Annotated in this window: 24 protein-coding genes and 1 pseudogene; 8 read left to right on the top strand and 17 right to left on the bottom strand. The window is 34.8% G+C overall.

The genetic code is table 11. The features are described 5' to 3' along the window. Positions 1–277 precede the first annotated feature (277 nt). From KA828_RS02610 to KA828_RS13270, 4 genes are all read right to left on the bottom strand, one after another. Complete coding sequence (locus KA828_RS02610) at positions 278–532, bottom strand: FtsX-like permease family protein (protein ID WP_204193842.1); 255 nt, start codon at positions 530–532, stop codon at positions 278–280. Positions 533–604: 72 nt separating this feature from the next. Beyond that, on the bottom strand, positions 605–1,210 hold the full coding sequence (locus KA828_RS02605; RefSeq protein WP_204193840.1) for a stage II sporulation protein M: 606 nt from the start codon (positions 1,208–1,210) through the stop codon (positions 605–607). 288 nt (positions 1,211–1,498) lie between these two features. Beyond that, positions 1,499–1,777 carry a CDP-glycerol glycerophosphotransferase family protein gene (locus KA828_RS13275; RefSeq protein ID WP_275430017.1) on the bottom strand — a complete coding sequence of 93 codons (279 nt, stop codon included), beginning with the start codon at positions 1,775–1,777 and terminating at the stop codon, positions 1,499–1,501. Then, positions 1,723–3,102, bottom strand: a complete 1,380-nt coding sequence (locus KA828_RS13270; RefSeq protein WP_348634764.1) for a CDP-glycerol glycerophosphotransferase family protein — start codon at positions 3,100–3,102, stop codon at positions 1,723–1,725. The genes KA828_RS13275 and KA828_RS13270 overlap by 55 nt, the downstream gene beginning before the upstream one ends. Before the next feature lie 184 nt (positions 3,103–3,286). Here KA828_RS13270 and KA828_RS13380 point away from each other — a divergent pair. Next, positions 3,287–4,060, top strand: a pseudogene (locus KA828_RS13380) (transposase); the annotation flags it as partial. A gap of 338 nt (positions 4,061–4,398) precedes the next feature. Here the strand turns inward: KA828_RS13380 and KA828_RS02590 are convergent. The 3 genes from KA828_RS02590 to rarD form a co-directional block, all read right to left on the bottom strand. Beyond that, complete coding sequence (locus tag KA828_RS02590) at positions 4,399–5,394, bottom strand: NmrA family NAD(P)-binding protein (RefSeq protein WP_210125331.1); 996 nt, start codon at positions 5,392–5,394, stop codon at positions 4,399–4,401. A 168-nt stretch (positions 5,395–5,562) separates the two neighbouring features. Next, positions 5,563–6,138 (bottom strand): TetR/AcrR family transcriptional regulator, encoded by a 576-nt coding sequence (locus KA828_RS02585; protein ID WP_204193835.1) that lies wholly within the window; start codon positions 6,136–6,138, stop codon positions 5,563–5,565. A 331-nt stretch (positions 6,139–6,469) separates the two neighbouring features. Next, on the bottom strand, positions 6,470–7,375 hold the full coding sequence (gene rarD / locus KA828_RS02580; protein ID WP_204193832.1) for an EamA family transporter RarD: 906 nt from the start codon (positions 7,373–7,375) through the stop codon (positions 6,470–6,472). A 149-nt stretch (positions 7,376–7,524) separates the two neighbouring features. On the opposite strand from rarD, the gene KA828_RS02575 reads away from it, so the two are divergent. Continuing rightward, positions 7,525–8,187 (top strand): hypothetical protein, encoded by a 663-nt coding sequence (locus tag KA828_RS02575; RefSeq protein ID WP_107629311.1) that lies wholly within the window; start codon positions 7,525–7,527, stop codon positions 8,185–8,187. A 115-nt stretch (positions 8,188–8,302) separates the two neighbouring features. Here KA828_RS02575 and KA828_RS02570 read toward each other — a convergent pair whose 3' ends face one another. Next, complete coding sequence (locus tag KA828_RS02570) at positions 8,303–8,518, bottom strand: zinc ribbon domain-containing protein (protein ID WP_204193830.1); 216 nt, start codon at positions 8,516–8,518, stop codon at positions 8,303–8,305. A gap of 352 nt (positions 8,519–8,870) precedes the next feature. On the opposite strand from KA828_RS02570, the gene KA828_RS02565 reads away from it, so the two are divergent. The 5 genes from KA828_RS02565 to KA828_RS02545 all read left to right on the top strand — a co-directional run bounded on the left by KA828_RS02565 (position 8,871) and on the right by KA828_RS02545 (position 15,318). Then, positions 8,871–10,430: a PTS mannitol transporter subunit IIBC gene (locus KA828_RS02565; protein WP_204193827.1), complete on the top strand. Its 1,560-nt coding sequence runs from the start codon at positions 8,871–8,873 to the stop codon at positions 10,428–10,430. Between the two features lie 73 nt (positions 10,431–10,503). Further along, positions 10,504–12,540, top strand: coding sequence for a BglG family transcription antiterminator (locus KA828_RS02560; protein ID WP_204193825.1), 2,037 nt, complete (start codon positions 10,504–10,506; stop codon positions 12,538–12,540). Between the two features lie 11 nt (positions 12,541–12,551). After that, a complete protein-coding gene (locus KA828_RS02555) occupies positions 12,552–12,986 on the top strand; it encodes a PTS mannitol transporter subunit IIA (RefSeq protein WP_033079814.1) in 435 nt (144 codons plus the stop codon). Next, a complete protein-coding gene (locus KA828_RS02550) occupies positions 12,986–14,089 on the top strand; it encodes a mannitol-1-phosphate 5-dehydrogenase (protein ID WP_204193823.1) in 1,104 nt (367 codons plus the stop codon). Before KA828_RS02555 ends, KA828_RS02550 begins: the two co-directional genes overlap by 1 nt. A gap of 470 nt (positions 14,090–14,559) precedes the next feature. Next, positions 14,560–15,318 carry an SDR family NAD(P)-dependent oxidoreductase gene (locus KA828_RS02545; protein WP_204193821.1) on the top strand — a complete coding sequence of 253 codons (759 nt, stop codon included), beginning with the start codon at positions 14,560–14,562 and terminating at the stop codon, positions 15,316–15,318. Positions 15,319–15,404: 86 nt separating this feature from the next. Here KA828_RS02545 and KA828_RS02540 read toward each other — a convergent pair whose 3' ends face one another. The 8 genes from KA828_RS02540 to KA828_RS02505 form a co-directional block, all read right to left on the bottom strand. Beyond that, on the bottom strand, positions 15,405–16,184 hold the full coding sequence (locus KA828_RS02540; RefSeq protein ID WP_204193819.1) for a hypothetical protein: 780 nt from the start codon (positions 16,182–16,184) through the stop codon (positions 15,405–15,407). After that, positions 16,174–16,512, bottom strand: coding sequence for a PadR family transcriptional regulator (locus KA828_RS02535; RefSeq protein ID WP_204193818.1), 339 nt, complete (start codon positions 16,510–16,512; stop codon positions 16,174–16,176). The genes KA828_RS02540 and KA828_RS02535 overlap by 11 nt, the downstream gene beginning before the upstream one ends. A gap of 410 nt (positions 16,513–16,922) precedes the next feature. Continuing rightward, positions 16,923–18,284 (bottom strand): dihydrolipoyl dehydrogenase, encoded by a 1,362-nt coding sequence (lpdA, locus tag KA828_RS02530; protein WP_204193815.1) that lies wholly within the window; start codon positions 18,282–18,284, stop codon positions 16,923–16,925. Positions 18,285–18,535: 251 nt separating this feature from the next. Further along, positions 18,536–18,802, bottom strand: a complete 267-nt coding sequence (locus KA828_RS02525) for an FmdB family zinc ribbon protein (RefSeq protein ID WP_204193813.1) — start codon at positions 18,800–18,802, stop codon at positions 18,536–18,538. Next, on the bottom strand, positions 18,802–19,995 hold the full coding sequence (gene fmdA, locus KA828_RS02520; protein WP_210125330.1) for a formamidase: 1,194 nt from the start codon (positions 19,993–19,995) through the stop codon (positions 18,802–18,804). Before fmdA ends, KA828_RS02525 begins: the two co-directional genes overlap by 1 nt. Before the next feature lie 167 nt (positions 19,996–20,162). Further along, a complete protein-coding gene (locus KA828_RS02515; RefSeq protein ID WP_204193808.1) occupies positions 20,163–20,570 on the bottom strand; it encodes a carboxymuconolactone decarboxylase family protein in 408 nt (135 codons plus the stop codon). Between the two features lie 13 nt (positions 20,571–20,583). Further along, positions 20,584–21,780, bottom strand: coding sequence for a MalY/PatB family protein (locus KA828_RS02510; RefSeq protein ID WP_204193806.1), 1,197 nt, complete (start codon positions 21,778–21,780; stop codon positions 20,584–20,586). Between the two features lie 380 nt (positions 21,781–22,160). Next, the gene (locus tag KA828_RS02505; RefSeq protein WP_204193804.1) at positions 22,161–22,673 is read right to left on the bottom strand and encodes a DUF308 domain-containing protein; all 513 of its coding nucleotides are present in this window, start codon (positions 22,671–22,673) and stop codon (positions 22,161–22,163) included. A 185-nt stretch (positions 22,674–22,858) separates the two neighbouring features. Between KA828_RS02505 and KA828_RS02500 the strand changes: the two genes are divergently transcribed. Beyond that, positions 22,859–23,545, top strand: a complete 687-nt coding sequence (locus KA828_RS02500) for a type 1 glutamine amidotransferase domain-containing protein (protein WP_204193802.1) — start codon at positions 22,859–22,861, stop codon at positions 23,543–23,545. A gap of 106 nt (positions 23,546–23,651) precedes the next feature. Here the strand turns inward: KA828_RS02500 and KA828_RS02495 are convergent, their stop codons facing one another. After that, positions 23,652–23,852, bottom strand: a complete 201-nt coding sequence (locus KA828_RS02495; protein WP_343283852.1) for a hypothetical protein — start codon at positions 23,850–23,852, stop codon at positions 23,652–23,654. Positions 23,853–23,860 lie beyond the last annotated feature (8 nt).

Genomic DNA, 23,860 nt, shown 5'->3' with positions numbered 1-23,860 from the left:
TGTACTTGGTTCATGTAAAAGTCCTCCTGGGTATGTTTTTGTCGTTAAAAACATTGTAAAGTAAAAGGACTGTTATATGGCATTTTTACTTTTACACTTTTATACGGACTTTATCATTCATCATCATTTTTATTTTTTATTTCGAAATCTTCTAGAATTATAAACTCGTCCTTTCTTAAAAACTTTATTATTTAATTTTTATTTAACCATTAAAAAAAGAATATTTCTATAACTAATTATATAGAAACATCCTTTTCATTTAATTTGATAATTTATTCTATTCCACCGAATTCAACGCACTTAGCATGTCTGTTTTGCTTATTTTACGTGCCATGATGAGCATGACGATGAAAGCGAAGACGAGTGTTAACACGGTTGATAGGCCAAAGTTGGTCCAGTAGAGTGTCATGTCTGCCATGGCGTTGTTTGGTGGCAATGTGCTCATGATGAATTGGTGTAGGTAATAACCACCTATGAAGCCGACTAAAATACCTACAATAGTTAATAAGATTGTCTCGCGGTAAATGTACATGGTGGTCTCCTTTTATAGAAAAAGCCCAATGATCTCGTAATGTAGTTCATTGGGCTATTATATGTATACCTTTTACGTCATCAATTCAAATATAAAATTAGCTACGTATGTTTCTAAAAATGCTGCGATGATGATTAAGGGTAATGCGATCAATACATAGGATTTGATTACGTTGATTAAGTTAACTTTTATCGCGTAGTTTTCTTTTTTATTTTTCCTGAAGAGATTGGTAAAGCGGCGTGTGATGGCTTTATTCAACATATACAATGCACTTGCTAAAATGCAAAAGCCCATGACTTCAAATGTATAATGCGGAATAAATGCAATACATCCTATCAAGCCTTTATGTAAATCAAAACTCAGAACAAAACCAAACATTATGCCAGGCATAAGAATGGTAACCACTAAATTAACCAAATAAAGATAAGGTATAGGTAGTAAGGCTAAGATAAACATTTGTAGTGGCACTTGAAAGCCGTTATTAACGATATACTTCCAAACTTTTTCGAGTCCTTTCGTGTTGCCAATTTTTTCACTCGCATTTCCCATATTTTTTAGTTCATTCAATGACGGATGTACAAAGTAACAGAATATCGTGGTAATGATTAAACAAATGGTAGCAACTACAAAGATTTTTACAGCACGTTTAATTATGTCCAAATCAATTGATTTTAGCATAAGCAACCTCTCTTTCATCTCTTATACTAACAAACATAACATGAGCCTGGTACATAAATAATATGATGATGCTATTTTGCAAATTCGCAGTAGCTGACTGAACTGAAAAGGCGCTTAAATCAAGCTTTTTCCAGTTCTAATCATCCTTGCGGGCGGGGCCCCAACAAAAAGAATTTCACTAAGAAATTCTACAAGCAAAGCGAGTTGGGAGAGGGACGACGAATTTAAAAAGAATTCTGTCCCTCTCCCCCTTTAACTATTTCTAGCAAAGGAGTCAAGATATATTGATTAGTCTTGTTTAAAGAATTTTTCTACTATTGTTTTAGAAGCTGTGCCTTTTTCAAAGGTACAGAAACGATTGTAAAAGGCTTGATATTTGTCACTATATGTTTCTTGTACGTTATCAATATTTTGTATTGCCTCGATTAAGCCATCATTTGTTTTAATTAATGGCCCTGGTGCTTCATTTTCAAAATCGAAATAAAAGCCTCGTAAATGATTCTTATAAAAATCTAAATCATAGGTAAAGAATAATAATGGTTTTTTCGTATTTGCAAAATCAAACATGACTGAAGAATAGTCTGTGATGCATATAAAGGTTGCATATTAGGATGTAAACAAAAAATAATGTTAGTCCCTTTGTTAGCTAATTCTTTTAATTTCTGACTGTGAAGTAAATCGTTCATTCGTTTTAAATATTCCGATGTTTGTAATCGATCAATACTTGTTAACCAGTCTCTCCATGTTGGAATAATTAAGATTTGATTTTTAACTTCTATATTAGGATTAAACAATTCATCAAATCTTGCTAGTCCTGTAACAGCAACTTGATTACTGAAGAAATTCAAATCTCTTACAACGATTTCCTTTTCTCTATTAGAACTCGTGATAAATAAATCAACATTAAAATCTTTTAATTGGTTTCCGTTAATGTTGCTTAAATTCTTTGTACCTAGAACCCCATGCTGTAAAAATACTTTAATGGCTTTTATTTTACGTGTATAAATGTCACTCGTTGTAGGATATATTAATTCTGGATGATGCGTAGTACAGATGTAATCTGCTTTAAGCATAATTTTAAAATGTTCTGCTGAATTATAGAATATGACATTTCCAAAAGGCAAAACATTTTTAGCTTCATTAGAGTCTTTCTCGATAATATAATACACAGGTTTATCTGGATGGTGCGTTCTCATATATTTAAAGAAGTGATATCCATTGTCCTGTGCTTTATAAGATTTTTCACCAATGACCCACACTTTTTGTTTTTCTTTTTTCAAAAAGTTAGGACGCTTTGGTCTTTTTAACTCATCCACATAGGTTAAATAACTATTGATATCATATGTATTAATTCTAAAAGATAAATTACGGCCTTTCATAGTGAAATAAGGCGTAAGTGACACTATGTTACCGTTGAACTCAGTGATGATTTCCCCTTTTAATAGCTTTTCCGCCAATATTCTAGGATTTCCAATTTTTATTCTTAGATGCTCCGATGATTCTTTTACTTTTATACTTAAGTAAATATCTATGATATCCTCACTTTTATATTCATACTTCATGAAGTCTATCAAATCTTTGTAGATATCTACCGAAAAATTATAAGTAGATGTATTATTCGTTTGATTAATTTTTTCAAGATGAATGTTTGCGAATTTTTCTCTATCAGTCAATCTTGTTTTTATTAATAGTTGCACATTTTCAAGTGTCGAATTAAGTATTGCAAACTGGCCTTTTATGAACGCTTCACTATTGTTTATTTTCATATTATCAATGTGTCTTCTTGAAAAATATGTTTTATTTAAATCCAACGTTTCCAATGATAAATGTAAATAACCATTTCGAGTGATATAAGGTTGTATTTTAATGTCCTCATTAGCATCAACTAACACTTCATTCAAGCCTAAAACTTCAGACTGGTTATTCGTAACTTTCAAGTTACGTTGCGTTGTTAAAATCGGCGTTGATTCTTCTACGATGATGTATACTTTTTTATTTTCATATTGAATAAACTTCTCAGCAACTTCATTTAAATCTATTTCAAAATGTAAATCTTCATTAGCACTTTCTAAAGTGAGTGAATCAAATTATATGGCAATTATAGATGACTTTAATCGAAAGCCACTCATAACATATGGAATGTTTATAAAAGATAAAACTAAAAAATATAAAAGTAACATCTTTAATACTCAAAATTGGGACTATGACGAATTCATTTGTCCGAATAATAAATGGCTAGGTTTTAAAAGATATGCCTATCGTCATGATAAGTATGGTTATAAGCGAGACTTCAAATTATATGAATGTGATGATTGTTCAGAATGTCCTCTGAAAAATCAATGTATGAATTTCAATTCAAAAACAAACAAAAAAATAATGAAGAATTATAACTGGGAATATTTTAAATCCCAAATTAACAAAAAGCTTTCAGAACCAGAAACAAAAAAATATCTACAGTCAAAGAAAAATTGATGTGGAACCTGTTTTTGGATTTATGAAGGCTATTTTGGGTTTCACTCGGATGTTTGTTCGAGGGATAGATAAAGCTAAAAGAGAACTAGGATTTGGGAGTGGGACAGAATTCTTTTAAATTCGTCGTCCCACCCCTGCAAAGGTGACTAGAACTGAGAAAAGCTTGATTTAAGCGCCTTCTCAGTTCAGTCAACTACTGCGAATTTGCTAAATAGCATTATTATATTATTTATGTCCCAGACTCTTAATATAAGAAAAGTAGTAGCTCAACGAGCTGAAAATAATCAAAAAATTTATAAAAAAACAATTTCTATATTATTTCAATAGAAATTGTCTTTTATTCACTTATCCAAGAACTTTATGTCCCGGACTCTTTAAATGTGAATCAAACTTCTGATAATCATGGTTTTATGTTAATTTAATTGATAAAACATCATCACCATATTTTTCCAATGCTAAAGATTCATAGAAATAATCATTTCTAAATTTTTTGTGTGAGGTATACACAGTTTATTTATTTTATTAGTAAATTATTTTCTGACTTTGCAACAGAACGTCATGCGCATATTCACACCACATAAACCCAAAATCATGTCTCACTTTTCGGTGCAATATCACAATTTTAAACTTCAAAAAATGCGTTTCTATCAGAAGTCAAATGTGACTTTGATGAAACGTGTTCTTTATTTATAACATCTTCTAAACACTTATATTTCTTAAGAATTAGACATTCGTGTTAGTACTTCTTTAATTTTTGGACTGTGCGCTAACGCATATTCAAGGTCAACAGGTTCACGTTGTAGTAGCTGCGTCAATTGCTCGGTTCCTTCATTATTATTTCTTCCGCTAGCAACTAATCTACCTAATGTTTCTAAATGAACTGCAGTATGTGCATTTCTGCTTTGATGTACCTCACTAATATAATGTTTGGACCATGATTCTAAATCGATTGACTCATAAGTTACATCGTGGTTAAGTACAGTACTGTATGCCTCTGCTATATCGTCTCCACCGATTAATTTCGGACCGTTTATAGTATAAGATTGATTCACATGCTCTTCAGGTGCTTCTAATATATTCGCAATAACCTCCGCAACATCATAGCCTGCAATTGGTGCGAATTTTTGATTATTAAAAGGTAATCTAAGTTTTCCAGTTTCCAATACTTCTTTAAGTGGTAACCATGTCAGAATAGGATTTTCTATAAAAATAGCTGCATGTACATTAATCACTGGGAGATCTGACCAATTTAAAGCCTGTTCTGTAACCCAATGTGCTCTTTCTTGCGGTGACCAATCTTTCACAAAGCCACCTAACCATGCTTGACGTTCTTTTTCAGGAAGTGCCATTTTATTAAAATTCATATATGTCATTTCGTATTGAGAAATGTTTACAAATGCTTTTATATTCCCATTTTGCTTGCATGCTGATGACATAATTATTGCAGCATCTGAATAATAAGGGGATAAACTCATACTAAAATATACTCTTGACACCCCTTTAAGTGCATGCACTACATCAGATAAATTCAGCAGATCTCCTTCAAAAACCTCTGCACCTAATTTTTTAATATCATCGATACGCGCATTACCACTATGCATGAATGCACGTACACGAAATCCTTTATTTAATAGTTTTTCAATCACAATATTGCTTAATGCTCCAACTTCTCCACCAGCACCTGTAACTAAAATAAGTTCTTCTTTATTCATTTTAATCTCTCCTTATTTTTTATATCAATAAACGTTTGAAATAAAAGTGCTTTTTAGAACGATTGGTCAAAAAAACGAAGTAAATTTCAACCTTTCATTACAAAAGATTTCTAGTTTTATTATCATATTTTTATTTTTTTAACAAACGTATTTTCAAAATGTATATTATTAGCGTGCTAAACTTCGCAATGTTTCATCGACAATATTTTCGAGGCGATGCATATCGCTTGTTGTTTGAACTAACACTCTTAGTCCTGTCCAAGCATTCATTAGGTACTGTGCTAGAATACGAGCATCTTTTTCTTCAGAAAGTTCACCAGACTTTTGCCCCCTTATTATAATATCAAAAAATATGTCTTCTATTTTTTGGATATTACGTTCAGACATTGTTCTTAATTCTGAATCATGGTTTGAAAGTTCAGTCGCAACTTTTATAAATAAGCACCCCTTTTTAAATTCTTCCTTTTTAATCACCAATAAAAATATATTTTTAAGTTGTGCCTGCGCTGAATCTGACCGATGTATTTCATAACTTAAATAATCATTCATCTTTTGTTGATATCGCTGAACGGAGGCTACAAGTAGTTGATGTTTGCCACCGAATGTATCATACATACTTTTTCGATGAATGCCTAGCTCATCTAATAGTGTTTGTATTGAAGTTTTTTCATAACCATATTTCCAAAATACATTCATTGCTTTTAACAATGTTGATTCAACATCAAAATCTTTATTTCTAGTCATCTGCTTTTACTCCTAATCCATACATTTATTGATAAAAGTATCATAACTTTTTTAGAACGATCGGTCAAATAATGAAATCTTTATTATTTTTAACTTATTTAAGAAAAGTTGGAAAGGGAGTGGGACAGAATTCTTGTTAAATTCGTCGTCCACTCCCAGCTTGCTTTGCTTGTAGAATTTCTTAGTGAAATTCTCTTTGTTGGGGCCCCCGCCCGCAAGGATGACTAAACTGAGAAATGCTTGATTTAAGCGACTTCTCAGTTCAGTCAGCTACTGCGAATTTGCAAAATAACATTATTATATTATTTATGTTCTAGGCTCGTTTAAATCATTATTCAGGTCTAGGGTTACGTTTCATTTTCACGTACTGAGAAATGCTGTACAATACAATACCGATCCAAATGAGCGCGAACGTAACAAGTTGCTGTGCATCAAAATGCTCTTTAAATGCGAAGATACCTAAGAAGAACATGATCGTTGGTCCAACGTATTGAATAAATCCTGTTAGAGATAATGGAATTCGTTTGGCACCTGCTGAGAATAAAATTAATGGAATGGCTGTTACTGCCCCTGAGAATAGTAACCAGAAAGTATCCATGTTCATACCGACTGATGACGTTCCTGTCTTCCATAAATAAATCATATAAATTAATCCCGCTGGCGCTGTGACGATACATTCGATCGCAATACTGCTGATGGCTTCGATTTTAACAATCTTCTTCAACAAGCCATAAATGCCGAATGAGAAAGCAAGCATTAATGAGATAACTGGAAATTCTCCAACGCGTATCGTCATATAGAGTACTCCGATTGCCGCAAATACGATGGCTAAAGATTCAAATTTATTAAATCTTTCTTTTAGGAAAATAAACGCCAATAATATACTGACTAATGGATTAATGTAATAACCTAAACTAGATTGAAGTACGTGGCCATTAGATACAGCCCAAATGAACGTTCCCCAGTTCACCGTAATCACATAACCGGCAATAATGATGACGATAAGTTCAATTGGATGTGAGAATAAATGTTGTAAATCACGCTTGAATGTTTGTGATTTCTTTAAAACGACGATCATTAGAATCATAAAGATCATGGATAATACAATGCGATAAGCTAGGATTTCAAATGCACTAACGCCACCAATTAATTTCCAATAAATTGGCAAGATACCCCATAGTACATATGCCCCTAACGCATATAGAATCCCTTTTTTAAATTCAGTATTGGAATTCATACAAACCCTCCTATCGGTATAACCCTGGAAATATGTATTTAGTAATATACACATGTTATCAATAGATTAGTTAATTGCGTATATAAATTGCTCAAAATACTTAAAACTTTACTAATTAAATATGGTAGTATTTAGGAAAGAGGTGAAAAATGGATAAATTATTTAGTTTTTTAATTACCATATGGATGTCAACAATTAATCTATTTAAATTTTTGTATGTTCACTTTAGTTTCCCATTATTAATCTTTTTAGTTATTTTAATTTTTTATCCTCAAATTAAAAATTTTCTAATGGATTTAAAGAAATTTACTTTTAATTGGAAAGAGACGAGTTTCGTATTAGAAAGAGAGAAGAATGAAACAATAAATAGCCTTAATAATTTAGTTAAACTAAAAATTAATGAAGACGGTAAAAACTTAATAGATGAAGGACATAGAGGTAGTGCTTTAAACTATCCGGATAAAAATGATTATTTATACAAAGGTGAATTAGTTGTAAACAAAGATTTTCTTATTCACGAGGTTAAAAAAGAGGGTAAGCTACACGTAGTCAATGAATTATACAATTGGTATGAACTTAATAGAAATCAACATTATAATGGTAATTTCAGAGGAGCAATATTAGAAGAAAATAATTCAATAAATATTGATGCGGATAGAGCTATAAAAAGATTTTATTTTTTAAGTAATGATGTTGATGATATAAATGATTTTATTTCTTTAGATGATGTTGATAATTATAGAATTGCTATTTTTACATTCACAGACACTATTGAAGCTATGACAAACTATGCACAACAAATGGGTGAATAGTATTTTTTAGGCAACCTTACCTCTGACATCACACAACCCGAAGTCTACCTTTTGCCTTTTAAGAGAGCCAATGTATTCATATACATTGACTCTTACTTTAAATATCATTATAAAATTATCCTCCAAAGAATAAATCAACAATATCACTTGTTCTATTATTATTTGTTTTATAAAATTCCGTATACCCACAATTTTCACAAGTTATTGTTTTAAAGTTGTTATGTTGCACATCAAACATCTTAGATATGCCTGATCCTGTTGCTGATAAAGTACCTTCTTCCACTTCAGTATGTCCACATTTCACACAACCGTCTCCTGTGTTTCCAGTCATTAACAACACTCCTTATATTGTTTCTTTCTTTTTCTATAACCCGTTTCCTATTCTTTAATCTTTAAATGAGTAATAACTAATTGAGCATTTGAAATGTAAGTAATAAGATTCTTTATTAATCATTAACATTTATAAGTATTTTCCAATGAAATAATTATAAATTTCTCGAATCACTAACATTAATAGCGGAATTCTTAAATTAGTCTTTGATATAGTTGGCAACTATAGCCACGACCTTGCCACACTGTTGTCACAATTACTGTGACAAAGTGGCATTTTCTTTGTGTTGAAGACGCTTTCTTAAGCCCTTACAATTGAAGTATCAAATCAGAATAAAAAAAGAGGTGTAGTTATGGCTCAAACAGAGACACAAGAGAAAAAAGGTCTCGGCCGTAAAGTTCAAGCGTTTGGTTCATTCCTTAGTAGTATGATTATGCCAAACATCGGTGCGTTTATCGCATGGGGCTTTATTGCTGCGATTTTCATTGATAATGGTTGGTATCCTAACAAAGAATTATCTCAATTAGCAGGACCAATGATCACGTACTTAATTCCATTACTTATCGCATTTAGTGGTGGTCGTTTAATTCACGACTTACGTGGTGGTATCGTTGCAGCGACAGCAACTATGGGGGTTATTGTTGCATTACCAGATACACCAATGTTACTTGGTGCAATGATTATGGGACCACTTGTTGGTTGGTTAATGAAGAAAGTTGACCAATTCTTACAACCTAGAACACCACAAGGCTTTGAAATGTTATTCAATAACTTCTCAGCAGGTATTCTAGCATTCATTATGACAATCCTTGGCTTCAAACTATTGGCGCCAATTATGCAATTCATCATGCACATCTTATCAGTAGCAGTTGAATTCTTAGTACACTTACACTTATTACCAATTGTAAGTATCATCGTAGAACCAGCTAAAATTTTATTCCTTAACAACGCGATTAACCACGGTGTATTCACACCACTTGGTACTGACCAAGCCGCAAGTGCAGGTCAATCTATTCTATTCGCAATCGAATCAAACCCTGGACCAGGTATCGGTATCTTATTAGCGTACATGATCTTTGGTAAAGGGACAGCTAAAGCAACTTCATATGGTGCAGGAATCATCCACTTCTTCGGTGGTATTCATGAAATTTACTTCCCATATGTATTAATGCGTCCATTATTATTCATCGCTGTTATTTTAGGTGGTATGACTGGCGTAGCAACTTACCAAGCAACTGGTTTCGGATTCAAGAGTCCAGCTTCACCAGGTTCATTCATCGTGTATTGCTTAAATGCACCTAAAGGCGAGTTCTTACACATGGTATTAGGCGTATTCTTAGCAGCACTTGTTTCATTCGTAGTTGCCGCATTAATTATGAAATTTACTAAAGAACCTAAACAAGATTTAGAAGCAGCAACAGCAAAAATGGAATCTACTAAAGGTAAAAAATCTAGCGTGTCATCTAAATTAACTGGTGCCACTACTGGTACTGGCGCAGCTGGCGTAGCAGCAAACAAAGCTGAAGGTGACAATCATACAGAAGCTTCATCAGAAGATGACGAAGAAGACTTACTTGATAACTACAACACTGAAGACGTAGACGCGCATGACTATAGCAATGTTGACCATGTTATTTTCGCATGTGATGCGGGTATGGGTTCTAGTGCAATGGGTGCAAGTATGTTACGTAATAAATTTAAAAAAGCAGGCATTTCAGACGTTAACGTTACAAATACTGCAATTAACCAATTACCAAATAATGCACAACTTGTTATTACACAAAAAACATTAACAGACCGTGCAATCAAACAAGTTCCAAACGCAATTCATATCTCAGTGGATAACTTCTTAAATTCACCACGTTATGAAGAATTATTAAACAACTTGAAGAAAGATCAAGACAAAGCATAATTAAATAGTTTAGGAGTCAAACATAGCGCGATTGCTTCCTATGTTCAGACTTCCTTCAAAGGGGGGACACACCATGTTAATGAGTACACGTGAAAAGGAAATCATTGAACTGCTAATTAAGTATTACGGTCAATACGTCACGATTTATGAAATTGCTCAACAACTTGGCGTGTCCTCTCGTACAATTCATCGTGAGTTAAAAGGCATTGAAACCTACCTTCAAGGATTCAATATGACACTTGAACGTGCGAATAAAAAAGGCATTAAGTTGTCTTGTAACGATGACCAAATTCAACTTTTAAAACAAGAAATGGCCCAACACGATACGATTGACTTGTCTGTTGAAGAACAAAAAGCGATTATCTTATACGCACTGATTCAATCCAAGCATGCGGTGAAGCAATATAGCTTGGCGCAAGAAATTGGCGTATCTGTTCAATCATTAACCAAATTACTTGATGACTTAGAGAAAGATCTCGCAAGCTATCAACTTAACCTTTATCGCAAACGTGGTGAAGGGGTATATCTTGATGGTCCTGAATCGAAGAAACGTGAGTTCTTAAGTCAATTGATGGTAAATAACTTAAATAGTACAAGTGTTTACTCCGTTATCGAGAATCACTTTGTCTATCAATCGATTAATCAGTCACAACAAGCGTTAGTCGATTTGGATAGCATCTTTAAGATTGAACGTATCTTAATGGATTACTTAGGCCAATTGCCGTACACCTTAACGGAGTCGAGCTACCTTACCTTAACCGTCCATATTGTATTGAGTATTGCGCGCATTCAAAATGGAGAATATGTATCCATAAATGAAGATATTCATCATTCTGTTAAAGACACATTTGAACATCAAATTGCTACAGAAATTGCGAAACGTATAGAGACACTATACGATATCGACTTTAATCAAGCGGAAGTTACATTTATAACCATTCATTTACGCGGTGCAAACCGCCGAACAACCTCCAAGATGTTTGAGAATAATGAATTTGACGACCGTAAAATACAAGCATTTGTAAACCGTGTTGAACGTCTATCAGGCCAAACATTTGAAGACTATGCGACACTTGTTCATGGCTTATCATTGCACATCAATCCAGCGATTAATCGTTTGGAAGCCAATATTGAGACATACAATCCACTCACTGAGATGATTAAGTACAAGTACCCTCGTCTCTTCGACATCGTGCATAAAGCGATTGATCAGACGTGGCCGGAGTTAGTCTTCCCGGATAGCGAGATTGCCTTTATTGTCTTACATTTTGGTGGCTCCTTAAAAAGTCAGTCGAGCCAACTGCTACATGTTTTAGTTGTCTGCAGTAGTGGTATTGGAACAAGTCGATTATTAGCAACACGACTACAACAATCGTTTAATGAAATAGAGAAGATTACACAAGCGTCCGTCAGTGATTTGAAACGATTAAATCTTGAAGATTACGATGGTATTATTTCAACTGTTAAATTGGATATTTCAGCACCATTTATTACGGTTAACCCGCTACTACCAGAAGCTGACGTGACCTATGTGGCATCATTCTTAAAGACGACTGAGCATAAAGCAAAACAACATGAAATACGCGAAGTAAAACATTCGATTCAAGATCCTGATCAAGTGGTCAGGAACATCGAACAAGGCTTAGCATTGTTGAACTCTATGCAATTTGAATATAAAGATGTAACTATTTGGAATCACTATTTAGCTGACTATCTTGAGGACAATGGCGTGATTGCGCCGAATAGTCAGACGTCATTCGCTGAGCTGTTGCAGGATAAATTGAATCAGAATCCTGGTTGGATATTGCAACCCTACCCTGTTGCTATTCCACATATGAAGGATGATTTGATTTTACGTCCATTGATTCTTATCACGATATTGAATCAAGAGATGGACATGCAAAGTACTCAAAATGACCTTTTCAAAATTAAATATATGGTTAGCCTATTCATCCCAAATAATGATGAAATGGCACAACTTGTCGGGGAACTATCTGCTGAATTGGGGCATCATCTCGAGCAAATTGATGACTTCATGCAAGACCCTGACGCTATGAAACACATATTGAGAGATAGCTTTTTAAAACGAATTCAAAACCAATTAACTTAGGAGTGTATAAAATGACTGAATTATTTAGTAATGACAATATCTTTTTAAACGTATCTGTAGGAAGCCAAGATGAAGCCATCGAAAAAGCAGGTCGTGCGTTAGTAGATAGCGGTTCTGTAAACGAAGCGTATATCCAAGCAATGAAAGAACGTGAACAACTTGTTTCTACATTCATGGGTAACGGATTAGCAATTCCTCACGGTACTGATGAAGCTAAAGGTGATGTATTAGCATCTGGTTTAACATTACTTCAAATTCCTGAAGGTGTAGATTGGAACGGCGAAACAGTGAAAGTTGTCGTTGGTATCGCTGGTAAAGATGGCGAACACTTAGACTTATTATCTAAAATCGCAATTACATTCAGTGAAGAAGAAAATGTTGACCGTATCGTCAATGCTAAATCTGCGGAAGAAATTAAACAAGTCTTCGAGGAGGCTGATGCATAATGAAAGCTGTACATTTCGGAGCTGGTAATATTGGTCGTGGATTCATCGGCTATATTCTTTCAGATAACAATATTGATGTCACATTTGCAGACGTTAACGAAGACATTATCACTGCATTAGATAAAGAAGGCGCATATAACGTTATTCTTGCTAATGAAGAGAAAACAACAACACGCGTGACTGGTGTTAGTGCAATTAACAGTGGTCAACCTTCAGACGAGTTGAAACAAGCGATTCTTGAAGCAGATATCATTACAACTGCGGTTGGTGTAAACATTCTTCCTATTATTGCGAAATCATTCGCACCAGTGTTAAAAGAAAAAGAAAATCACGTCAACATCGTGGCATGTGAAAATGCAATTATGGCGACTGATACGCTTAAAGAAGCAATCTTAGATATCACTGGTCCATTAGGCGATAACATTCACTTCGCAAACTCTGCGGTTGACCGTATTGTCCCTCTTCAAAAGAATGACAATATTTTAGACGTTATGGTTGAGCCTTTCTTTGAATGGGTTGTCGAAAAAGACGCTTGGTACGGTGAAGAATTAGAACATATTAAATATGTTGATGATTTAACACCTTATATCGAACGTAAATTATTAACTGTTAATACAGGTCATGCCTTATTAGCATATGCTGGTCGTTTCTATGGTAGAGATACTGTCTTAGATGCGGTTAAAGATGATGCTATCGTTGCAGATTTACGTCAAGTATTAGGTGAAACAAGCGAGTATATCGTAGATAACTTCAGCTTCACTAAAGATGAACAAGCGGCTTATGTTGAAAAAATTATTGGTCGTTTCGAAAATCCATACCTTTCTGACGAAGTAACACGTGTAGGTCGTGGCACAATCCGTAAAATCGGTCCTAAAGATCGTATTATCAAACCTTTATCTTATCTATATGAAAATAACTTACGTCGCAAAGGCTTATTAAAAGCAGCAGCGTTATTATTGAAATATGATGATATGAACGATAAAGAAACAGTTGAAATGCGTGAATACATTGATGCACATGGTGTAAAAGCATTCTTATTAGAATATGCGAAAATCAATGACCGATTAGCAGATGAAATTGTAGCTATGTACGAAGAACTATAATGCGTTAAATACTCTAACAATTGAATGCGTGCAGGTTACACAATACTACGTATTGTTGCTGCTCGCTTGCTCTAGGCATTGCTAGGAGCGAAACAGAATTCTAGTGTTTAAGAATTCGTTTTTTCGCCCCCACAAAGTTGATTAGAATTGAAAAGAGTTAAATCACTTTATAAGCCTTTTTCAAAGTCTTGTAGGTTGTGATTTAACTCTTTTTTTTACTTAGGTTTTGTCTCAGTGCTAATGCTATTCCTAGTAGCGTCTCGCAGCCTATACTTCGTATTTTAGTAAGTAAAATTTATTATCCTAGCAATCTACAATAATTTAGTTGAACCTATATTCTTAATTAATAATCATTCAAAGTCTCATAACTTAAAGTTATGAATACATAAATAAGTGATATGAATACTTTCACATTTTAAAGGAATAGTTAAATAAAGGGTGTTCATGAATATATCTTGGAGGGATTATTAATGGGTAAATTAGATGGTAAAGTCGCATTTATTACAGGTGCAGGTTCTGGTATGGGTAAAGCACAGGCCATTCTTTATGCATCAGAAGGTGCTAAAGTTATAATCGCTGATATCAATGAAGAGACTGTGAACCAAACAGCTAGTGACATTAAAGTGCATGGTGGCGAAGCACTGCCAGTTACGATCGATGTATCTAATAAAGAAAGTGTTGACCACGCTGTTAAACAAGGTGTTGAAGCATTTGGTACGATTAATATCTTAAGTAATACAGCTGGTATCCTAGATGATTATAAACCAACGCTAGAAACGTCAGAGGAATTATGGGATAGAATTATTAATATTAATTTAAAAGGTACGTATCTTGTAACGAATGCAGTGTTGCCACATATGATTGACAATGGCAAAGGTACGGTTATTAATATTGCTTCTATCGGTGCATTTGTAGCTGGCGGTGGCGGTGCAGCTTATACTTCAGCGAAACATGGTATTGCAGGTTATACGAAACAATTATCATTTGATTACGGTATTAAAGGTATTAAAGCAAATGCCATTGCACCTGGTGCCGTTGATACTGGCATGACACATGCGATGTTTGAAGAAGGTTCTGCAGATGTTATGGAAAAAACAAATTCTGTACCTGCTGGTCGTTATGGTCAACCAGAGGAAATTGCACAATTGTCACTCTTCCTAGCAAGTGATGATTCTGATTTCATCCACGGTTCAATTATTCCAATCGATGGTGGTTGGTTAGTCGATTAATGATGCATTCATATTTCAATGATGCGTCACTAATAAAAGCGTTGAGTCACTATTAATGAAGTGATTCAACGCTTTTTATCAATCATTTAAGAATGATGTTTTCGCTCTTTTCGGTTCGTATAATAAGCATGACCAAAGAATGCGATATTGATTCCAATAAGTAATACGATATACAGTACAAGTGATATCGTTAGAAATTGCTCATTAGAATGATGATGTGCTTTAAAAATCTGGCCGATTAAATTAGGTAAGCACACGATAAAGATGACAAGTGCAAATAGCTTTTGTTTCACAATGAAACATAGCAACATGACAATTGCTAATAATATGAGTCCAGTAACGATACTTTGCGTTTGATTAAGGCTCACAAGTGTATAGATTGGATATTTTTCAGCAATATACGTACTTACAATCATTAGTGTAAAAAGAACCATACCGCCTATAAACGCATAGACATAGACACGTTTAGCATCGCCATATTTTACAATTGCTTTTCTTATTAAGAACCACGGCACAATGATCGCTAATACGAAGATAAAGATTATATTTAAAATATAGCCCACTGTGAGTGTGAAGGTCGTTTCAAAGAAATCTGGTATCGTAAATACCGCAATCATAAAGCATACGAAGTACGTTAAATATTTAGGTAACCCTTTAGTGAAACTCATTTCTTTAGAGAAGTTATCCGCATAGTCTTTCACAGGCGTATTCAGAATATCGCTCACATCGCCACCATTCGCTTCTGCCATTTCAAAGTGATCTTGTAATTCATCACCAATGGCATGGACTTCATCCTCATCCTTACCTCTAAACATTAATTCTGCCTTTAGCTTTAATATATAGTCTTTCTGTGCTTTAGTCATCATATTCATCACTCCCGAATAAATTATTCATTCCTGAGTTGAGATAACGCCATTTCTCCTTAAATCGTTCCAATTCTTCTTGGCCGCTTTCAGAAATCGTATAATACTTACGTTTAGGGCCACCGTTATCTGATTTACGCGTGGTTGTGTGAACGTAGCCTTTCTTACTTAATCTAAGTAACACTGGATAAATACTACCATCGCTAATTTCAGGAAATTGGTTTGCTTTTAATTTCTCTAAAATTTCATACCCATACGTCTCTCCCTTAGCTATAAGTCCCAGAATTGCACCATCTAAAAGCCCCTTCATCATTTGATTAGATACTGACATGTCATCACCTTTTACTAACTATCTTATAATATAAGATAGTGTATTTTAAAAAAGAAGTCAACTATCTTACGATAAACGATAGTGACTGTTCAATGATTGTTAAATTGCAGTTTATTAAGTTACTTTAATGTGTGTAGTTTACACAATACTGCGTATTTTTAACGAATGAGGTTTATTACTTAAACAATTTAATTTACTTTAACATTTTAATCGCTACGTTAATTAACGAGTTACATAAATGACACATTAAAACCCCAAGTAGCTTTGGCGCACCTGGGGGATCGTTCAAACTAGTTACGTAAATATTAAAATTCATTTTGTGTAATTTATAAATAAATCGCTAATGTATTAAAAAGAATAGATTTTCAATGTATTTGACTTGGATTTTGAAAGATAATGATCGTTCATACTTAATGGTATATTGCTTTTCCAAAAGATGCCTCTGCACTTTCACCAATCACTTCTGATAGTGAAGGATGTGGTTGAATAATGTGCGCAATATCGTTCAACGTACCTCCTGCCATTTTAATGCCTAAAATTTCACTAATTAAATCTGTCGCATGTGGCCCAACGATAAATCCACCTAAGATCTTGCCATCTTGCTTATTCGCCACTATTTTAACAAGTCCTTGTGTTTCACCTTTCAAGATTGCTTTAGGATTCTTCTGAAAAGACGCAGTTGTCACTTCAACCTCATAGCCCGCTTCTTGTGCTTGTAATGCTGATAAACCAACAGACGCAGATTCCAATCTTGTATAGATACATCGCGGTATATCTTCTTGATTAATCGCCTCTGGATGTTTGCCTGCAATATGTTCTGCTACATACTTACCATGCGCACTTGCGGTATGTGCTAGTTGATAACCTGGCACCAAATCACCAATTGCATAAACATGCGCATAGCTTGTTTCATAATGTTCATTGACTTGGAGGCACTTCCCATCTTGTTCTAGCTTTAATGCCTTAGCCACATGAACATTAGGTTGTCGTCCTGTCGCAAAGAGTAACGTTTCATATGGTATTTCTTTAGGCCCATCTTTACCATCTATTTCTAAGGTTGTAGCATTCACTTTCGTTGTTTCTGAATTGGTAATAATTTGTACACCTTGTTGTTTCAAATATGAGGATAGATGCGTATGTATCTCCTCAATTTCACTAGATAAAATGTTATCGCCCTTTTCCAAAATCGTAACATCTACGCCTAAATCAGCCATTGAAGAGGCGATTTCCGAGGCAATCACACCGCCACCAATTATCACGAGTTGTTTCGGCAATGCATCCATGTTGAAAAATGTGTCAGCTGTTTCAAAGTGTGCTTGATCTAGACCTTCGATTGGTGGTACAAACGGCTTTGTCCCTGTTGCTAAAATAATATCTTCCGCCGTGTAAATGGTCTGATTCACTTGGACTTTCAATCCTTCAAGTACTTCTGCTTCGCCTTCAATCATGTCAACATTGTGTTGCTGTAATGCATCTCGAACGTCATCCGTTACGGTCTTAACCACTTGGTCTTTACGTTGCACAAGACCATTTAAATCGATATCTATGTGATTCGTCTTAATTCCCCAATTGTTTGCAGATTGTATGTCTCTCACTTTCGCACCATATTCTAAAAATATCTTTGACGGTATACAACCTACGTTCAGACATACACCACCCACGTGTTGTTTCTCAACAATCGCTACATGCTTTCCTAATTGCGCTGCTCGAATTGCTGCTGCATAACCTCCAGGCCCTGCTCCAATAACGATTAAATCATATGATTTAGACATCATTTGCTACCCCTTTCACCTTTGAAGTTGTCTTTCCATCCCTTAATAATGTTTGCTTAGAACATAATCACCCTAATTTGGTGTAAGCGCTTTACACCCTTTCAATTATATATTAGAGTTATATTTTTATAATTTCAAATAAACGTAAGTGACAGAATTTTTACTTTTTTAAATAAGGGACGTATTTAGAACAAGGCATGAAAATACCCCCAGCATTTTAAATGTGCTGAGGGTAAATATGCCAGATTTAATTAATGACCAGCCATCCAAGGACGAGCTGCTTTACTTGGTTTTGGAGTCATTGGTGGAAGTTTATCTTTACTTACTAATCTGGGTTCTTGACCTCTTTCAATACGTTTTTTTAACTTTCCATCCATTTTATACGTTTGAAAACTATTAAAAACACGTGTTCCTTCATTCTCACACGAAGGACAAGTAGCTGTATCATGTTGAACGTTCATTGATTGTCGAAGTGTAAATTCTCCGCATTTTGCGCAATTATAAGTATAATTAGGCATTACTTATCCGGCTCCAAGTTTGGAATAATATCCTCTTTAAAAATTTCTCGAGGAATTGCGATTGTACAACATGCATTGGGAACACCTACAATGCCAACTACAGTGCCTTGTACAGGAGCTGTACCTAGTAACATGTATGCTTGTTCGCCAGTAAAGCCACGTGTTTTTAAGAATTCAATTGCGTTTAATACAGCATTTCTATATGCCGTATTAGCATCTAAATACGTTTGTTTACCACTAAATTCGTTAACAGAAATACCTTCAAAGACGATGTAATCCGTATAATTAGGCATTACTGGACCTGGTTTAAATGCTGGATTCTTCTTAATATGATATTTTTCCATGCCATTTTTAATAACATTAACTCTAAGTTCAATCCAACCAGGCATTTCAATACCACCGCAGAATGTGATTTCGCCATCACCTTGAGAGAAATGTAAATCTCCTACTGATAATTTTGCGCCATCAACAAAGACTGGGAAGTAAATACGTGAACCTTTAGATAAGTTTTTGATATCACAGTTACCACCATTTTCACGTGGTGGAACCGTACGTGCACCTTCTTTAGCCACTCTGTCGAAATCTTTCCCAGTTAACGTACCAGCAACTACAGCGTCTGTGTCAGGTAAATTAGCTAATACGGGTTCTCGATTTGGGTCAGTATCAACAAGTTCTTTTTCACGGCGATTCCATTCATCTAGCATTTCTTGAGATGGTGCCACACCAATTAAGCCAGGATGAATTAAACCTACAAACTCTACTCCAGGTACATGTCGACTCGTCGCATAAATACCATTGAAATCCCAAATTGATTTTTGCGCATTAGGATAATGATCTACAAGGAAACTTCCACCATTCGTTTTATCAAAGATACCGTTGAATCCCCATTGATGTTCATCAAATACACCAATATCTAGAATATCCACAACAAGTAAATCTCCAGGTTCCACACCGTTAACATGTACTGGTCCACTTAATACATGAACTCGATTTAAATTGACGTGTTTAATATCACTCGGATCATCATTATTACTAATTTGACCGTCTGTCCAGTCTAAACATTCTATTCTGAACGATTCTCCAGGATCCACTGAAAAAGCCGCTGGAATATCTGGATGCCAGCGATTGTGACCTGGATGATCTTGTTGGTCCATTGTCTTGTTTAAATCAATACTAAATAACTTTTTAGGCATGAGCCTAACCCCCTTATTTATAAAGTTATAAAAATTGATTATGACTGAATATTCTGTTTCTTGTATCATATCATATAAAATTATAAATAGAGAGTAATAATATACTTTTTGGTAATTTGAACATTTGAAATAAAAATGCCTCTAGCCAAATAGACTAGAGGTTTGAGTTATGGTTGTAATTTCATTATTGCACCAAAGTTCTGTTGTGCGTTGGTGAATGTAATAAATGCAATGAGTTCAACGATTTCTTCTGTTGTTAGATTGTCTTGAAGTACTTTAATAATGTTGTCTGGAATGTGGTCGCCCATTTTGATAAACACCTCGGTAAATCCTATGCAAATGGATGATTTTTCATCTTGTAGACTGCCGGTAGGTTGACCTTTTGCCTTACAGTATTGGCACCCATTCTTCTGGGCTAACATTCTTCGTATTTCTTCTTTCAATGCCTTGCTAAGTGTGCCGTCACTTTCTAACACATCACTTAACTGTGACCATGACTGCATTATTTTGTCTTGATGGCCTAACAACTTTTGAAATGGTGTCTGACCGTTGTTCGATAGAGGTATAATTGACATGCATAATCTCCTTTTAAATCAATGCATCTTTTATTTTTTGTAATCCTTTTTTCATAACTTCACGTGGAATGGCAATATTGATTCTAATGTGACCTTCCGCGTTATGCACGAATTGTTCTTGTCCTTCAATGATCACGCCTGCGTGTTTGATAAAGTATTTCGCGATGGGTTCGTTGATTTCTTTTTCTTTGATGTAATAGCTTAAATCTACCCATGCGAGGTACGTGGCTTCTGGTATTTTAAATTCTGCATGAGGAAGTTCTTGTTCTAAGAAGTTTGCCAAATATTTGAAGTTGTCGTCTAAATAATCATTCATAGCGGCTAACCAGTCTTCGCCCTTTTCATAAGCGGCCTGTGTCGCAACGATACTTAATGGATTCTCAGAACTAAAGTGATGTAACTTCCATGTCTTTAATAATCTTCTATTCGGAATAATGATGTTTGAGAACATTAAGCCTGCTATATTAAATGCCTTACTTTGCGACATTGCGGTCACAATCTTATCGTAATCTGGCACTGCTTTAGCAAATGGGATATGGGTTTGACCAGCCCGTTTAATGTCACAATGAATTTCATCTGAAATGATCCATACATCATTATCTGCCATGATTTGACCAAATTGTTTCAATTCATCTTCTGACCATACGCGGCCTGTCGGATTATGTGGGTTCGCAAAAATACACAGTTTTATATTTTCTGATTCCACTTTTTTGCGTACATCTTCGAAATCAATTTCATAATAACCGTTATGATTAATCATTGGAGAATAAACCGTTTCAATGTGATTTTTATCGCATGCCATTTTAAATGGTCCATAACTTGGTGTTAAAATAAGTGCTTTGTCATCTTCGTCACAAATATAACTTACAAGTTCAATTAACCCAGCAACTATACCATGAGAGAATACAAGGTGGTCTTGTGGGAATGTATAACCAAATCGTCGCTCTGTCCATGAGACAAAGGCATCATAATAATCTGTACCAAATATGTTGGTATAACCTAGAATCTTTTTATCTAGTCTATCTTTAATCGCATCTAACACAACGTCGGGTGTCGCGAAATCCATATCAGCGACCCACATACGGATGAGTTCATCATGGTCTTCTAAGTCTGAAGTATCTGCATCTCCAAATAAGTAACCTTTATAACCTTCAACATTCATCGCATTGGTTTCACGGCGATCAATGATTTCATCAAAATTGTACGTCACATGAATGCCTCCTATAATCATTGTTTAATATATTTTATTGTAATACTTCCAAATCATAAATTCACTTTTTAACATTTTCTCTTCTAAATATAAAAATCGGGAGAAAGTCAACGGGAGTGGGACAGAATTCTTTTTAAATTCGTTGTCTACTCCCAACTTGCTTTGCTTGTAGAATTTCTTAGTGAAATTCTCTTTGTTGGGGCCCCGACTCCCAACTTGCTTTGTTTGTAGAATTTNNTTCTCTTTGCTGGGGCCCCACCCGCAAGGATGGCTAGAACTAAAAAAGCTTGATTTACGCGCATTTGCAGTTCAGTCAGCTACTGCGAATTTGCAAAATAGCATCATCATATTATTTATGTCTCTCTCCCTATCCTGAAAATTTATGCAAGGCCGTCAATGACATAAGTTACACCTAAAATTGCAAATGTGATCGCAATCATTGTTGAAACAAGTATCATTCCCATCATAGGATTAAATAATAAAATCATTCCTAATAGCAAGCCTAAAATATTAACTACGATAGATAGTCCTTTTAAACGGCTTTGCTTAGAAATCGTAAGTAGACCAATAATTGAACTTACTATAAACCATGCGGCAAACATGAAAATAAAGAATGTTGAACTTGCTCCAACATTAAACATGACGAGCAGTCCAAATATAATATCTATAATCCCTATAACCATAATAAGTCCAGTACCACTACCAGCGAGCGCTCTTGCAGCACGACGGAATAACAACTGAATCACACCGTTAATAAGAATAAATAAACCAATAAGCCAAGTCAGCGTGTAGAAGTTTTTAACAGGATAACTAAAGATGATAACTGCCACAATTAACAGTAATGTCCCCATTATTAAGCTTGACCATTTCAATTTGTTATTATCTTGTGCCATTCTAATTCCTCCTTTCGCTAATAATCATCATTATATTAAGTATATTGAAGTTGCATTTGACGCACAACGAATACATCTTACGTCTTTTTACTTGAAACATGATATCTTTAATACACGACTACTTCGGTTTCCTACTTTTCTGAAAAGGGTAGACTGAAGGTAGTATAAAATGAGGAGGCGTATCAATGAATACAAAAAGAGCATTAGTGGTTGTGACAAGTGTAACGAAATATCCAGATATGAACCGTCCAACTGGTCTATGGTTTAGCGAGGTTGTTCATTTCGCGGATGTCTTATATAAAAATGGTTATAAAGTGCATTACATTAGCCCAGAAGGTGGTTATACTGCCATTGATCCACAAAGTCTACAAGAGGATATGATGACTGATTTGGATTGGAAATACTATCAAAACAAAGACTTTATGACACGTCTTGGCCATACCGTTACACCTGATGCTGTCAAAGCTGAGAATTACGATATTATCTACTTCGCTGGCGGTCACGGTACGATTTGGGATTTCAAAGACAATGAAGTTTTACAGAAATTAACACAAGAAATCTATGACAATAACGATGTCGTTTCATCTGTTTGTCATGGCGCAATCGGCCTATTAAATGTTAAAGATGCTGAAGGTAACTATATCATCGATGGCAAAACAGTTACTGGTTTCTCAAATAGTGAAGAACAAGCGGTTGGTTTGGCAGACGTCGTGCCTTATCTTACTGAAGATGAACTGAAACGTCGTGGTGCTAACTATGAGCAAGGCGATAATTGGACTGAATTTGCAGTCGCTGATGGTCGCATCATTACTGGTCAAAATCCACAATCTGGTAAAGCCGTAGCTGAAAAATTCTTAGAATCTCAAAAGTAATATTTTAGACTGCGCGTATAGTTAAAATATAAAAACAAGCCTACATGATTCGGAACAATAACGCATTAGTTCCAATATGTAGGCTTGTTTATTGATTTATATTAATTTACAACATAGTCGCTTTCAACATATCAACGACACCACTAGAGGCATCAGGGAAGGCAAAGATCAATTGATTTAAATCTTGTGCTGTCATACGTTGATTATTGATAAATACGAGTAAGTTTACTAAATCAGCTGTGTCAATACCATAAATTTCTGCGCCGACCAATCGTTTATTTTCATCTAACACAAATAGCCTCCACACCATGCGAG

The organism is Staphylococcus sp. GDY8P85P (assembly GCF_017892405.1).
GTDB classification, from domain to species: domain Bacteria; phylum Bacillota; class Bacilli; order Staphylococcales; family Staphylococcaceae; genus Staphylococcus; species Staphylococcus borealis.
The sequence above is the reverse complement of the archived record's forward strand: the minus strand, read 5'-3'. Positions and strand labels throughout refer to the sequence as shown.